Annotated in this window: 14 protein-coding genes; 9 read left to right on the top strand and 5 right to left on the bottom strand. The window is 53.7% G+C overall.

Annotated features, from left to right (window positions below; translation table 11 throughout):
* The coding region (locus tag ACXPVS_RS10950; RefSeq protein WP_458510125.1) for a transposase domain-containing protein at positions 1-147 on the top strand (147 nt) is incomplete at its 5' end.
* 512 nt (positions 148-659) lie between these two features.
* Here the strand turns inward: ACXPVS_RS10950 and ACXPVS_RS10955 are convergent.
* On the bottom strand, positions 660-1,688 hold the full coding sequence (locus ACXPVS_RS10955; RefSeq protein WP_458509953.1) for an AraC family transcriptional regulator: 1,029 nt from the start codon (positions 1,686-1,688) through the stop codon (positions 660-662).
* 534 nt (positions 1,689-2,222) lie between these two features.
* On the opposite strand from ACXPVS_RS10955, the gene ACXPVS_RS10960 reads away from it, so the two are divergent.
* From ACXPVS_RS10960 to ACXPVS_RS10980, 5 genes are all read left to right on the top strand, one after another.
* Positions 2,223-2,714 (top strand): lecithin retinol acyltransferase family protein, encoded by a 492-nt coding sequence (locus tag ACXPVS_RS10960; RefSeq protein ID WP_458509954.1) that lies wholly within the window; start codon positions 2,223-2,225, stop codon positions 2,712-2,714.
* A gap of 308 nt (positions 2,715-3,022) precedes the next feature.
* The gene (locus ACXPVS_RS10965; RefSeq protein ID WP_140678256.1) at positions 3,023-4,267 is read left to right on the top strand and encodes a dienelactone hydrolase family protein; all 1,245 of its coding nucleotides are present in this window, start codon (positions 3,023-3,025) and stop codon (positions 4,265-4,267) included.
* A 10-nt stretch (positions 4,268-4,277) separates the two neighbouring features.
* A complete protein-coding gene (locus ACXPVS_RS10970; protein ID WP_458509955.1) occupies positions 4,278-5,063 on the top strand; it encodes an SDR family oxidoreductase in 786 nt (261 codons plus the stop codon).
* 79 nt (positions 5,064-5,142) lie between these two features.
* Entirely contained in the window at positions 5,143-6,381 is a 1,239-nt protein-coding gene (locus tag ACXPVS_RS10975; RefSeq protein WP_140678258.1) for a styrene monooxygenase/indole monooxygenase family protein, read from the top strand.
* Positions 6,382-6,406: 25 nt separating this feature from the next.
* Positions 6,407-6,949, top strand: coding sequence for a flavin reductase family protein (locus ACXPVS_RS10980; protein WP_140678260.1), 543 nt, complete (start codon positions 6,407-6,409; stop codon positions 6,947-6,949).
* A 54-nt stretch (positions 6,950-7,003) separates the two neighbouring features.
* Here ACXPVS_RS10980 and ACXPVS_RS10985 read toward each other — a convergent pair whose 3' ends face one another.
* The gene (locus ACXPVS_RS10985) at positions 7,004-7,594 is read right to left on the bottom strand and encodes an SDR family NAD(P)-dependent oxidoreductase (protein WP_458509956.1); all 591 of its coding nucleotides are present in this window, start codon (positions 7,592-7,594) and stop codon (positions 7,004-7,006) included.
* Positions 7,595-8,000: 406 nt separating this feature from the next.
* On the opposite strand from ACXPVS_RS10985, the gene ACXPVS_RS10990 reads away from it, so the two are divergent.
* A complete protein-coding gene (locus tag ACXPVS_RS10990) occupies positions 8,001-8,948 on the top strand; it encodes a SphA family protein (RefSeq protein ID WP_458509957.1) in 948 nt (315 codons plus the stop codon).
* Positions 8,949-9,045: 97 nt separating this feature from the next.
* Complete coding sequence (locus ACXPVS_RS10995) at positions 9,046-10,593, top strand: methyl-accepting chemotaxis protein (protein ID WP_458509958.1); 1,548 nt, start codon at positions 9,046-9,048, stop codon at positions 10,591-10,593.
* 93 nt (positions 10,594-10,686) lie between these two features.
* Here the strand turns inward: ACXPVS_RS10995 and antC are convergent, their stop codons facing one another.
* The 3 genes from antC to antA are packed head-to-tail and all read right to left on the bottom strand — an operon-like array spanning position 10,687 to position 13,612.
* On the bottom strand, positions 10,687-11,718 hold the full coding sequence (gene antC, locus ACXPVS_RS11000; RefSeq protein ID WP_458509959.1) for an anthranilate 1,2-dioxygenase electron transfer component AntC: 1,032 nt from the start codon (positions 11,716-11,718) through the stop codon (positions 10,687-10,689).
* An 18-nt stretch (positions 11,719-11,736) separates the two neighbouring features.
* A complete protein-coding gene (gene antB, locus ACXPVS_RS11005) occupies positions 11,737-12,225 on the bottom strand; it encodes an anthranilate 1,2-dioxygenase small subunit (protein ID WP_458509960.1) in 489 nt (162 codons plus the stop codon).
* Position 12,226: 1 nt separating this feature from the next.
* Entirely contained in the window at positions 12,227-13,612 is a 1,386-nt protein-coding gene (gene antA, locus ACXPVS_RS11010; RefSeq protein WP_458509961.1) for an anthranilate 1,2-dioxygenase large subunit, read from the bottom strand.
* Positions 13,613-13,851: 239 nt separating this feature from the next.
* Here antA and ACXPVS_RS11015 point away from each other — a divergent pair, with 239 nt between their 5' ends.
* Positions 13,852-14,859, top strand: a complete 1,008-nt coding sequence (locus ACXPVS_RS11015) for an AraC family transcriptional regulator (RefSeq protein WP_458509962.1) — start codon at positions 13,852-13,854, stop codon at positions 14,857-14,859.
* Positions 14,860-15,018: the final 159 nt, after the last annotated feature.

The following is a 15,018-nucleotide window of genomic DNA, read 5'->3' on the forward strand; positions in this document are numbered from 1 at the left end:
CTGATGAGTTTGATCCAATCGGCCAAGCTTAACGGGCATGATCCGTATGCTTATCTCAAGGATGTGCTGATGCGGCTGCCGACGCAGCGCGCCAGTGAGGTCGCCGAGTTGTTGCCGCATAACTGGCTGCCGTTGCGCAACCTGTAATGCCCGTTCGCTTACGATAGTCGAATCGATAGCGTTCGTTTGGTTTAGAGGTACTGCCTAATTCGGCTCGTATCGTTAGGCTTTGGATAGTGTCGAGCTGCTGTTGGATCAGGCTGAGCTGCAATTGCTCATAAGTTGATGCGGCGCTGCTGCCATGGACAATAGTCAGCGAGATCAGTAACAAGCAGCGAGAAAGGGTAGTTGGCATGATGCTGGCCCATATGGATATGGGAGCAGAATCAAGTTAGAGGTCAAATCATTCAGTAAGAAACCTGAGGTCTGATGAATCGCTTTTTCTGAGGATGTCCAGGAGGTATTTACTCACAGCTATGTGGCCCTTCGATCTTTTGGACAATGGTTGGGACAATAGGGAGATTCCGCACTCAATCAGCTTCATTGATGACGCTATCGCCACAACCGACTTTCCAGAGAGAAGATCCAAGACCCGCCAGCTCATGCAATACTCGACAACTTTGATGGTGGCCACGGACCGTGCACTGTGATCTCTGAGTTCAGCTTCGGAATCTGAGTGTGGTTGAAGGAGCCTCGCCAAAACGTCTTTTATATTCTTGGGCAAACCGTCCTAAATGGGCAAAGCCCCATTTGAATGCTATGTCGGTCACTGACGCGTCAAGACTCTGACTGCTCAACTCAAGATGCACCTGCTCCAGGCGCAGATTGCGCAGGTATGCCATGGGAGTGGTGTCGCAAAAATCCCGGAAGCCGGCAAATAATGTGCGAACGCTAACCCCCGCGTGCTCGGCCAATTGCTCTATGCTCAGGGGTTCATTCGCATGTGCCCGCATATACTCCTCGGTCCTTTTGACGAAATAGGGTAAGAGCGCTTTTGGTTTACTGGCGCACTCCAGTTGTTCTTGCAGATTATTGGGTTGGCCATAGACCAATGCATTGATCAGAACCGACTCGAATTGCTTGAGCACCAAGGCGTGGTGGAGTGGATGTTCGTCCAATGTGATCGCGTCTGCCAGCAAGGCGATCAGCTGGAGGAAATAGCTTCCGCCTGGGGTGGTCAGATCGAGTTCTGGATGAAACTCCAGTGATCTGTCCATCACATGTCCAAGGTGCTGAGCGCAATGGTACTCAACCTCGCTACGTTCGATTCGAAGTGCCAGTTGGGGCGCATTGGCATCCCAGCACATCGATAACGGCAGGTTCGGTGAAATCAGGGAGGCCTTGTTGGGGGAAGAGATGAAGTCGTGCCCGCCACAAATGATGCGCGCCTTTCCGCTGATGGGGACCTGGATCAAAAAGAAATCTTCAAGGCGACCGGGATCGATGTTTACCCGGGCCCCATATTCCAGGCGGTTCAGGGACATGCGCCCACGACTGACATGATGCATACGCGCGCTGATGCGGTCGGTTTCCTGGATACAGCGCAGTTCGTGTTTTTTGAAGACGCTGCTGACACCGTCGCGAATGGCATCCAGGTCATTGAGAAGAAACAACTGATTTTTAGGGGTGAACAGCGAAGCTCTGTCAAAGAGACTGCCGCAACCCTCCAGAATGAGATTCAGGCTCATGGTCGCCTCACTTACATGCACGATTTCAAGGCATTGCGCACAATAGTGTTACCGAGGTTTTGCAGGATAAGGATAGTCGCTGCGTTAACCGGATAACCCGTGGCATGTCCGTTTCTTTTTGTGCCCTCATCGGGGCTTTCTACCTGCTCAAGCAATGGGCATGCCATAGGGCGTTCGGTTGTTCGGGCAGTTCCTGAACATGATTTATTCGCTCCTAGAATCCCCCCCGTGAATATTAGGTGTCCAACGTTATTTTTGTTGGCTGTGTCGTGTTTTTTAAGGATGGGCAACCAGGGTTTGCGAGTCAGTCGCGAAGTTCTGCTGCCTCGCCGACTCTCGGTGCCGATCTGAAAATCCCGGTAGTCAAATCCGAAACCTTTCTGCATGCCGTGGACAGATTTAGCGCCCAGCGGATAGTCCCTCTCGGGGCAGATGTTCAATATCTTATCAACGCTTCTGAATTAACTGAGGTGGGAGCGCCGTCCAGATCATTTTGGGGGGCACTCCTCCACAATTTTGGTAAGGCGAAGCTTGATGAACATCTCCCTTAAATTCTCTCCAGCAGAGGAACTTCCTACCCGCCAATGGTATGACTGGCATTGGGAAGCTGACGCAGAGGTACCCGTGGGGAGCCATCTCGTCACCTCACGAAATGGTTATTACCATCACGGGATCTACCTGGGAGCATCTCAAGTCGTTCACTACTCCGGCCTTTGTGCAGGCTTACACGCAGGTCCTGTAGAAGTGCTTGCATTGCAACAGTTTGCCTCGGGGAAACCGGTCTGGGTCCGGAGTACCCAACAGGTCAGATTCGAACGAGAAGAAGTGGTCCGGCGAGCCCTCTCTCGGGTGGGAGAAAATCAATACCGACTGTTGACCAACAACTGCGAACATTTCTGCAATTGGTGCCTTTACGGCGAGAGTCGCAGTGACCAGGTACGAAATTTTGCGGTTCATCCTTTCGCAGCGCTGCGGCTGCTTCTGCAAACCCTGCCGGGACTGTTTCAGCGCGCCGCCATCGTTTAGTGCTTCGCTTTCGCCCTTCAGATCGATTATTACGCTGAGCAGCGTATTCATTCGATTCATGTAGGAATCGACCACCCTTTTTCTTTTTTTCGTCGAGCATATCGAGGAGGAAAGGCGACTCTCTGCAACATATCTCGCTCTGTTTATCTTTAGGCTCTCACACAGCTTTATTTCATTCCGCGCATCGGTCCTGCTACTCCTGATAACTTCCCGCATGTCACGGATAGGCATCGCATTCAGCGGATAGTCGGCACCGCTGAAGGTGCCCAATATCATCTCCAACGTTCCTGAACCATTGGAGACTCGATATGAAAGGCCAGTATGTCAGCGTGCCGGTTGCGTCCGGCAGTCACTTCCAGGCTTACCTGGCGACCTCTGTCGATGGTCGCGGGCCGGGCGTGGTGCTCTGTCAGGAAATCTTTGGCGTTAACCAGGCTATGCGTGAAGTCGCCGACCTGTTGGCCGAGGAAGGGTACACCGTGCTGGTGCCGGACCTTTACTGGCGCCAGGAGCCTGGTGTCGAGTTAGGTTATACCGAGGCAGACTTTGGTCGTGCCTATGAGCTCTACCAGGGGTTCGACGAGGCACTTGGCATTGATGACATTCGCGCCAGTCTGAATGCCTTGGAGACCTTACCTCAATGTAAACCGGGTGACCTGGGGGTTGTCGGCTACTGCCTGGGCGGCAAGTTGGCTTACCTGGCGGCCTGCCGGTTGCCTGAGGTGGCTTGTGCCGTCGGTTACTACGGCGTGGGTATTGAAAACGCCTTGTCGGAAGCTGAAGGACTGCAGGGTCGTCTGGTGCTCCATATGGCCGAACAGGATCAGTTCTGCCCCGCCGAAGCTCGGTCCGCGATCCAGAAGGTCCTGCACGATAAGCCAGGCGTCGAACTCTACGTTTACCCAGGGGTTGATCACGCCTTTGCTCGCCCAAACGGTCATCACTATCACAAACCGTCGGCACTGTTGGCTCACGAACGGACTGTTGCTGCATTGCGTCGGGTTCTAGGACCAGACTACAACCTTTCTGATCTCTGGGATGAGCACGTGCGTCACGAGTTCGATACCCGGGACGTACCTGCGACCATGGCCACTATGGTCGCCGAGCCTTACGTCAATCACATCCCGACCATGACGGGTGGTGTGGGTGCAAAAGAGTTGAGCCGCTTCTACCAGCATCACTTCGTCCATGGCAATCCCAAGGACATGGCGCTGACACCACTGTCACGCACGGTGGGTGCGTCACAGATCGTTGATGAATTCATCATGAGCTTTACCCATGACTCGGAGATCGACTGGATGCTTCCCGGAGTAGCACCGACCGGGCGCCATGTCGAGATCCCGATGCTGGGCGTAGTCAAGTTTCGCGGTCCCAAGCTTTATCACGAACATATCTACTGGGATCAGGCCAGCGTGCTGGTTCAGATCGGCCTGCTTGACCCGACAGGGCTGCCAGTGGCGGGTGTGGTGACGGCGCAAAAACTGCTCGATGAAACGCTGCCTTCCAATACGTTGATGCCGAGTTGGGCCTCCAGCGCCGACAAGCCGGTTTAAGGAGATAACCATGTCTCATCTACAGAATAAGGTCGCCGTGATTAGTGGCGGCGCGACCCTGATTGGCTCCGCCGTGGCTCGAGCGTTGTTGGACGCAGGGGCTAGCGTTGCGCTGTTTGATATCGATCGTGAAGCGGGTCTCAAGGCGGCGGTCGAGCTCGGTGAGCGAGCTGCATTTTTTCACCTCGATGTGACGGATGACGAACTTATTGCGCATGCGGTCGAAGAGGTGCGTGCACGTTTCGGCGGCGTCGACCTACTGATCAATCTGGCCTGCACTTACAGCGACCAAGGCTTTGCCTCAAGCCGCCAGGATTGGTTACACGCACTTGATGTGAATCTGGTTTCTGCAGTGGCTTTGACTCAAGCGGTGCATCAGGACCTCAAGGCGCGACGTGGTGCAATTGTGAATTTTGCTTCTATCTCGGCCAAGTGCGCCCAGACAGGGCGCTGGCTTTATCCGGTCTCGAAGGCCGCCATGGTGCAGCTGACTCGCTGCATGGCCATGGACTTGGCCGCTGACGGTATCCGCGTCAATTCGGTATCGCCTGGTTGGACCTGGTCGCGAGTGATCGCCGAAGTCAGTGGCGGTAACCGTGAAAAGGCTGATGCAGTCGCCGCTTCTTATCACCTGTTGGGGCGCCTGGGAGAACCTTGCGAGGTGGCCAACGTGGTGGCGTTCTTGTGTTCACCCGCCGCCAGCTTCGTGACGGGCGCGGATTACGCCGTCGATGGAGGCTACTCGGTCATGGGGCCGGAACAGAACCTGCCGGCGATACCACGGCTTGCCGAATAAGACAGAACCCTAACAAGAAACCTAGTTCGGCGACTGCCGAATGCTGCACCTGTAACCGTCGATAACCAGGAGAATAACAATGCGTCGAATCGCCATCGTCGGAGCCGGCCAAGCCGGCCTGCAACTCGCTCTAGGCCTGCTCGCCAAGGGCTACCACGTGACCCTGACCACTAATCGCAATGGCGAGGACATTCGCAACGGCAAAGTGATGTCCAGCCAATGCATGTTCAACGCCGCGCTGCAAAGTGAGCGTGATCTGGGGCTGAACTTCTGGGAAGACCAATGCCCGGCTGTTGAAGGTATTGGCCTGGCAGTGCCTAACCCAGAGAACCCGAATGAGCCACTGTTCAGCTGGAGTACTCGACTGGATCGCTATGCTCAATCGGTCGATCAGCGCCTGAAAATGCCGGTATGGCTGAACGAGGTCGCGAAGCGTGGCGGCGAGGTCATTATCCAGGATGTAGGTGTGGCCGAACTGGAGCAATTGTCGACGAGCCATGACCTTGTACTGCTTGCTGCGGGTAAAGGTGAGATCGTCAATCTGTTCGAAAAAGATGCCGAACGGACTCAGTTTCAGCAACCACAACGGGCGCTGTCATTGACCTATGTGAAGGGCATGACACCGATGTCGCCGTTTTCCCGAGTCAGTTTCAACTTGATTCCAGGTGTAGGCGAATACTTTGTGTTCCCTTGCCTGACGACTACCGGACCTTGCGAAATCATGGTCTTCGAAGGAATTCCGGGCGGGCCAATGGACTGCTGGCAGGGGATTACATCTGCCGAGCAACATCTCGAAAAAAGTCTTGAACTTATCAATCGTTACGTTCCTTGGGAAGCCGAACGCTGTCGCTCCGTGGAAATGACTGATGACAAGGGTTTCTTGTCCGGCAGATTCACGCCGATGGTACGCAAACCGGTATTGACGCTGCCATCTGGCCGCAAGGTCTTTGGCATGGCCGATGCTCTTGTAGTCAATGACCCGATTACCGGCCAAGGTTCGAACAATGCGGCCAAGTGCAGCAAGGTTTACCTGGATGCGATTATCGCTCGTGGCGCGCAAGACTTTGGCCCTGACTGGATGCACGACACGTTCGAGCAGTACTGGAGCTATGCGCAGCATGTGGTCAAGTGGACCAACACCATGCTGACGCCACCACCTCAACACCTGCTTGAACTGCTCGGTGCCGCCAGCCAGTCAAAACCTCTGGCATCGGCTATCGCCAATGGCTTCGATGATCCACGCAACTTTGCACCTTGGTGGTTCGACGCCCAGTCTTGCCAAGCCTTTATTCAGGAAAAGACTCGTCAGGCCGCTTGAGCCGCCATCGAGCCAGGAGTTCATCATGAATGCATTTACCGCAGAATCCATCCAGCATGATTTGGTCAACGCGCAGGACTGCGATCCGCGCGAACTGCGCAATCTGCTCGGGCAGTTTGCCACTGGGGTGACCGTAATCACTACGCGCACGACCGATGGACGCAATGTTGGCATGACTGCCAACTCCTTTTCGTCGGTTTCACTCGATCCGCCACTGGTGCTTTGGAGTATTGCCCGCAACGCGCCGAGTCTGCCGGACTACCTGTCGTGTGAGCATTTTGCGATCAACGTCCTGGGCGCTGATCAGCACGATATTTCCGGACGTTTTGCACGACCTGCGCCAGACAAGTTTTCGGGTGTGGCCTTCAAGGCCGGAGAGTCCGGGGTGCCTCTGCTCGATGGCGTGATTGCCACGCTGGTCTGCCGCAATGTCACTCAGTATGAGGGCGGTGACCATTTGATATTCCTTGGACAAATCGAACACTACCGCCACGGCGCAGGGGAGCCGCTGGTGTTTCACGGCGGGCAGTATCGAGTGGCTGCGCACCATCCTGGGTTGAGTCGATAAGTCAGGAGCCTTTGAGCTTCGCCGTTCTTTTCGAGCGGCGAAGTACGCCTACTGCTATGACACGTATCTTGCCGCAGGAATGATGGTTCCGAAACATTGCAGAGTGACCATGACCCCGGCCGGGGCAAGTTCTTTGGATGCGGCCTGAGTCAGCGCACGTACAGCCATTTTCGACGCGGTGAGAATATCCACCAAAGCCGGGTTTTCATGCCCTGCGCTGGACGATACGTTGATGATCGTGCCTTTTTGGTTTCGCTGACGAAATTTATCCGCCGCGGCCTGAATACCCCAAAGTGTGCTTTGAATACTGTGACTGATCAGTCGCTCGACTTCTTCATAGCCAATATCAGCGTCTGCGTGCTCTCTTTCGAAGACAGGGTTGTTGACCATGATGTCGAAGTTTCCGAATGTTTTTTCCGCATGGTCGACTGCGTCCCGAAGTTGTTCCTGTCGGGTGATATCGGTCAAGAAAATTGACACGCGACGACCTATTGCTGTGATCTCGTCTGACGTATCCTTCAGCGGCGCTGCGTCCTTATCGACCAACACTATATCAGCCCCCTCCTTGGCCAGGCGGAGAGCGATACCCCGCCCGATACTCTGTCCGGCACCCGTTACAAGTGCAATTTTTCCAGGGCTATTCATATTAACTTATTCGCTCTCTCGGATAATTAGCTGAAAGACTCTAATGTCGTTTATTTTAATGAGGCCGAAGCCTGCTTTACAACCCGCTTTGAATTTTAAATGGAGGAGGCGAATCTGTCGTCTTAAACAAATAATCCAATGGTTTTATTTGCGCATAGCGGATAGCCCCTGCAGTTGGCGGATAGTCAGAAAGAGATGGGGTGATCATGATCAGCTCAGCCGCACAACGAAAAAAAGTGGCTGTAAAAACACAAATACCTGCTGAACATTCTATAGGTATCGAGATTTGTTGATGCTGTGGCTTGTGCGGCGAGGGTTCAGCGTTATGTGTTAACGGATGGACTTTACGCGCCGGTTGCTACGTTCAACTACTCTGCCTTTAGCCTTGCTGCAAGTGGAGAGCGTCATGAAAATAAAAAGAAAACTGCTATCGGTATGTGTGTTGGGCACTGGCCTCTTGGGAATTGAAACCGCGCAGGCGTATGACCTGCCAGTCGTCAATCTGGGTTTAACAACTTTTCTCGATGGCGCGCCGCCAGCGGGGGCGGGGTGGTACTTTCAGGAATACTTCCAGAATTACAGTGCCAATCGTTTTCGGGATCAAAATGGCAAATCGCTGGGCTTGCCCAAGCAGGAGCTGGATTATCAGGTCGCGGTGACACAGGTCAGCTATTTTTCCGACCTTCGCTTGGGCAACGCGACGCTGGGCATGAATGCCGTGCTTCCTTTTGTAACGAGCATGGATGTTGATGACGGACTCAATAACGCGGCGCTGAAGGCTCAAAGTGGCGTAGGCGATCTGCTTTTGGGCCCGATGATTCAGTTTGATCCAATCATGGGGCCCGATGGACCGCGTTTCGCGCACCGCATTGAGTTGCAGGTGAACGTGCCGACTGGCAAATACGACAGTAAGCATGACATCAACCCGGGTGCCAACGCTTGGTCGTTTGACCCCTATTGGGCGGCCACTTACTGGTTTACTCCAAAATGGACGGCGTCAGTCCGTGCTCACTATCTTTACAGTGGCAAGAACGATGATCCGGGGCCAGGGTTTGGTGGCGCCGACGATATGCAAGCCGGCCAGGCTTTACACGCAAACTTTGCTACCGAGTATGCGGTGACGCCGCAGCTGCGTTTGGGTATCAATGGCTATTGGCTAAAGCAAATCACCGATACCAAAGTTGACGGTCATGAGGTTTCCGGCCGCCGCGAAAAGGTATGGGCTATCGGGCCTGGGGCGATGTACAGCTTTTCCAAAGAGGATCATGTGTTTGTGAATGCGTACTTCGAACAAGACGTCGAGAATCGTCCTGAAGGTAGTCGTGTGCAAGTGCGGTATGTCCATCACTTTTAAGACTGCCATAGTTATTGTGCTCCATAGCTTCGATTACTTTGGTCTTCTGCCTGCCCCTAGGGGGCGGGCTTTTTTTTCCTTTTTGGGACCTTCAGCCATGTCTGCATCTCCTACTTCTTCTGATAATGTTGTTCTGATATGTCGTACCGACTTGCTGGGGCGCATTACGCACAGTAGCGAAGCGTTTATCAAACTTAGCGGGTATACGAGTAAGGAGCTGTTGCAACAGTCAAGCAGTCTTCTGAAGCACCCTGATATGCCTGCACATATTTTCAGTAGCCTGTGGAACGCGCTGCAACAGAGAAAACCCTGGATGGGACTTTTGAAGAACAGGCGCAAGGACGGTTCAACGTACTGGTTGAACGTCTACATAAAACCAGTGTTCGGCGATGATGGTGTTCAGGCATATGGGGCTGTCTATAGCTCACCCTCGCAAGCGCAATGTGAGCGTGCAGAAAAGCTCTACTCACGATTGAAATCTGGAGGCGGCGCTCTGCAGTGGAGTTCTCATATCCATCAACTGGTGGGCGTTGCATTACCGAGCCTGCCGCTCGGATTACTGTTGTCGGCAGGCCTTTGGCAACTGAACTCCCATATGGCCCAGAGCGCTTTCATTGTTGCTGGATCGCTCGTTATGGCGGGTATTCAGGATTGGCGGCAGACCCGAGCCGTCAAGCAGGTTTTTGTGGCGCATCCCAAAGCGTTTGCCGATCGATTGACCGCGAAAATTTACAGCAGCGCGCCAGGTGTTGCAGCGTTGATGGAGATGGCCCTCGTTGCCGAAGAACGTCGTCTGCAAAGCGCATTATCACGAATAGGGACGACCGGGGGCGTCGTAGAGCAGCGGGTGGTCGAGCTTGCCCAGTTGATCCAGGGCGAAACCCTGCGCCTCGAACGTCAACGCGATGAAACCGACTTGTCGGTGACCGCCCTAAGCGAATTGGGCGCCACCATTCAGGAAGTTGCCAGCAATGTTCAGGCTACCAATCTGGCCACTCAGGAAGCTGCCCGGCTTGCCAATCATGGCGAACAATTGTCCGGCAAAAGCCTCGATGCGATGCAGCAGCTCAGTGCATCAGTTGGGGATATTGCACTGGCGGTTCAACAACTGGCCAGCTCTACCGAGTCCATTGGCGCTATTACCAACATCATCAGTTCGATTGCCGGACAAACTAATCTACTGGCTCTGAACGCGGCTATTGAGGCAGCTCGCGCCGGCGAAGCGGGCAGGGGGTTCAGTGTCGTTGCCGACGAGGTACGGCAACTGGCAACTCGGACGCAGGAAGCAACACAGCAGATCCAACCGCTGTTATTGCAACTGCGTAATGCCACAGAACGCACCGTACAACTGACCAAGGAGGGGCGGGAGTTCGCGCGAAACAGTACGTGTGAGGTGGAATCAGTCCAAGGCAATTTGGTTGGAGTGAGTTTTTCACTGACCCAGATATCTGGCATGAGCATGCAGATCGCATCCGCCATGGAGCAACAATCCCAAGTGGTCGAGAGCTTGTCGCAACAGGTTATGCAAGTGTCCGAGCTGTCGACGCAAAGCGTTGATAAGGCATTGGACGGTCAGCGGATTGGTGAGGATCTGCTCGCTCAAGCCAAAGCGCTACGGCATTTGGCAGATCGTTTTGATCGCTGAGAGTTCGACGCTGGGGCATTGATCAGTAGCGTCGGCGGATGATGAAAAAAGCACAGGAATATCTGGTCTGCACCAGATATTCCTCATGCAACCTCAGTGCTTGGAATTGCTCTCGATGAATTTTTCGTAATACATCTGGAACCGCTCAATCTTCTGATCGCTGAACCAGGTTTTAATCGCTTCGACCATCGGCGGGGGACCGCACAGGTAAATGTCGAATGGATTGGCTTCGAACGACTGGCGGTCGAAGTGATCAGGAATCCAGCCGGTTTTACCTTTCCAGTGTTCTGATGGCTTCGACACTACCAAGTGATAATCGAAGTTCGCGATTCTGTCGCGATAATCAGCCAGGCGTTGAGTTTCGCAGAGGTCATTATCCTGCGTGACGCCATAGAACAGTTGGATCGGGTGTCCGCAACCACCTTTTTCGGCAATGGTATCCAGCATTCCGAGGAAGGCCGATAGGCCGGTTCCTCCTGCCACCAGGACGAGAGGCTTACTGACCTGACGTAGATAAAAGCTACCCAAAGGCGCCTCGAATTCGAGCATTTCTCCGGGGCGGCAATGCTCGCGGATGAAGTTGCTCATCACCCCATCAGGCAACAGCCTGATGAGAAACTGAAGCTGGTTATTGGGGTTGGGTCGGTTGGCAAATGAGTAGGAGCGCCACTCATCGGTGCCAGGTACATGCAGTCGAGCGTATTGCCCCGGAAGAAAGTCCAATTGCTGGGAGTGGGAGCAAGCATCTAGATGAAGGATCGCCGTGGTGGCCGAAACCTGCTCTACACCAGTTATCACCGCTTGCAATAACTGAGTGGCCCCAGCGTTGCACAAGCTCGAATCGAAGTCGAAGTAGAACGAGGCATCCGATTGCACGCGGGTCTGGCAAGAGAGCATCTTGCGTTGCGCCAGGTCCTGTTCGGAAAGGGCCTCGTCATCGACGTAATCTTGAGTGTATTGGCCTGATTCGCAGCGCCCCTGGCAGGTCCCGCAAACACCTTCGCGACAGTCCAGGGGGATGTTTACGCCATTACGTAGCGCGGCGTCGAGCAGCAACTCGTTTGGCTTGACCTCGAAGAACGAGGTCTTGCCGTCGGCGAAGCTGAAAGCGACTTTATGATTCATGACAGCGTGCTCCTCAGCTCACAGGTGATAGAAATCAAGCACTGAGTTGATGGTGTCGTTGAGCAATACGATGTGCTTGCGAGTGATCTTCCAGCTGTCCGCGACGGGTTTGAGGTGGTAGGTCACATGGCCGTAGAACTGCTCGGACAACCCTTGTCGTGTGAAGAGCGTGACCCATGCTGCCTTGACTTCAAGTAGTCCGTTATCGAGCTCGTTGATGCGCACATTGCTGATTTGATGCAAGGTGCGCGGCATCGGCGTTGAAGCCGCCGACTTACCGGTGCGCAAACGAAACACGCGATCTTCCAGGCCGGAGCGGTTCGAGTAGTAAATCAGCGACATGCCGCGCTTGGGGTCGGTGGTGTACACATGCTCTGACTCCCATTGCGGCAGGTGGAATTCACTCTGCTCATCAAACAAGGCGATATAGGCGTCCCAGTTCTGTTGATCACACAGCTCGGCTTTGCGGTAGAGAAATTGTTCGACGGAATACTGTAGTGCGGTCATTTCACACCTCCTTCAACTTCAGGGCTTTTTGTTCCAGGCCTTGCAAAAGGAAGCGCTGCCAGGATCCGTGCTGATTGATGTAAAGCCCTTCATGGGTGAACTCGGTGCCGGTCAGTACCGGGCTGATACCCAGAACCTCGCTGTTAGGTGTGGGACCTTCGACCCATTTTTCACTGCCGCGAGACACTTCGTTCCAGCGCTCGAGGCGCGCCTGGAATCCGCGCTGGGCTTCGCGAAACTCAACCAGGTCGTCCGGGGTTCCCATGCCTGAAACGTTGAAGAAATCCTCGAACTGGCGAATCCGGTTTTCCCGGTCGGCGTCGGATTCACCCTTGACGCCGATGCACTGGCTGGTGATCTCTGTCTTGTTCCAGGCCACCGGGCGCACGATACGCAGCTGTGAGCTGATTTGATCCATAAAGAACAGGCTTGGATAGATGTTGAGGTTGCGCAGGCGGTGCATCATCCACTCGGCCTGCTGCTGGCCGTATTCCTCGATCAGGCGCGGCATGACCGTGGCATAACCGGCGCGCACCGATGGATTGGGCATGTCGCTGAACAACAGGCTGTGGCCATTCTTGAACGAGAACCAGCCGTCGTCGGTTTCTGCATCGCCGGCGCCCAGTTTGCTGTAGTCCAATGTGTCGGACACGCCGCCATTGGCGGCATTGACTTGCTGGCGATGTTGCACCGTGGAGACGTAGTTGTAGTGCACAGTGCTGACGTGATAACCGTCCAGACCGTTTTCGTGCTGCAGTTTCCAATTTCCGTCGTAGCTATACGTCGACTTGCCGGGCAGTATTTCCAACTCTCCAGTGGGAGACTGCGCGACCATCATGTCGAAGAACACTTTTGCATCGCCGAGGTAGTCTTCCAGCGAGTCGCTGCCGTTGACGTCCAGGCTAATGAAGACGAAGCCCTTGTAGCTCTCGATCCGGGCTTTCTTCAGGCCGCGGGTGGCCTTGTCGAAACCTTCCGGATACTCCCCCGGGGCCTTGACCTTGACCAGGCGACCATCACTTTTGTAACACCAGGCATGGAACGGGCAGGTGAAGGTGGACTGGTTCCCTTTACTGACGCGTGTCAGGGTCGCGCCCCGATGCTGACAAGCGTTGATCAGCGCGTGGAACTGGTTGTTGCCGTCGCGGGTGATGATCATCGGCTGACGACCTGCACGCATCGTCAGAAAGTCATTGGGATTGGCGATTTCACTCTCGTGGCAGGCGTAGATCCAGTTCTTCTCGAAGATCAGTTCCATCTCCAGGTCGAACAGTTCCGGCTCGGTGAACATGTCACGGGCGACGCGGTAAATACCTTCGGCTGGCCGAAAATCCAGGCAACCCTGAATGTATTCCTGCCACTGAGTAATGCTTTTAGCGCTGTTCATCAGGTACACCCTTTTTGTAGTTTTAGGCTCACCCCGATTGAATGCCTTTCTGTGCGGTGCAACTATCCGCATTTGAGGCGATATCTATCCGTTTCTGAGGGGCGGAGCTGGCTTTTCGTGAGGATGAATAGACAAGGTTTATTTGTGCGTTTTTTTGATCATTTTTGCATTATGCGGATAGCGATCCTGAGGCCTTGGAAGTACGGTTGCAGTTAATCTGTAACCACTGTGGTGCTGCGATGAATCTGCAAACTCATGCGGGAACCGATGTTGAATTTCAAGACATCCATGCGGTACGTCATGACCTGCAGAGTGCGCAGGCCTGGATGGCGAACATTTGCGGCCCCCACGAGCTCAAGGCCTCGTGTCCACAACGTATTCATTTTCAACATGCCGGAAACGTTTTGAAGTCGATGTCTACGGTGATTGGGTATATCGAATATGGTACCGATGTCACTATCGATATTGATGCCTCGGAACTCAACAGCTACAGCATCAGTCTTCCTATCAGTGGTCAACAGGAACTCCGGAAATCAAATGGATTGCTGATGTCCGATAGCGATAATGGACTAATCGTTTCGCCTTATGATCGGCAAGAGCTTTCTATTGCCGGTGATTGCCGCAAGATTCAGGTCGCAATTAAGTGTGCAGCAATGCGTCAGGTGTTGGAGGAGTTACTACAGCGACCCACGCAACAACCCATAGTCTTCGAGACGCAGGTAAGTACAAATCAGGGAGCTCCTGCAGCATGGTGGCGGTTTGTCAAGTACCTGCTTGTGGAGATGGATCAGGCGCGTAACTTATTGGGTTATGTATCCGTGGCTCGTGATATTGAAAAAGCATTGATAAAGGGTTTTATTTTGTCGCAGCCAAATAATTATTCAAGCGAGTTGGTTGGCCTCTCGCAAGCTCGGTGTCCTGAGTACTTGTTGAAAGCCAAGCGGCTTATACATGAGCATGCTAGCGATGAAGTCGATTTGGACGAGGTCGGTCGGGCGGTTGGAGTGTCTCGCTTCAAACTATATGATGACTTCAAGAAGTACTTTGATATCACGCCAACTTTGTACTTGAAGCGTTTTCGGCTTGAAGCGGTAAGACAGGCACTGCTGGAAGGAGGCCACAATGAAAACATTACTGCGGTGGCGATGCGCTGGGGATTTAATCACTTGGGTCGCTTCTCATCCGATTACAAAAAATTATTTTTGGAAGTGCCATCGAAGACGGTTGAGCGAAGTCGCAAGCATTGATCGCAGACGATGGGTTCAATGCCAGGTTTTTCGAAGCAGGTGCGTCAAGGTTAAACTGATTTAAAAATTTTCTTCTTTTGATTTACACGTGTTTTGTTGGCTGTCGTGGTCTTTGCGGGCTAAGCGCCCGGCAGAGGGCGTTCGCATTCAAGAAAAATA

It is taken from the genome of Pseudomonas sp. Ma2-10 (assembly GCF_054330215.1).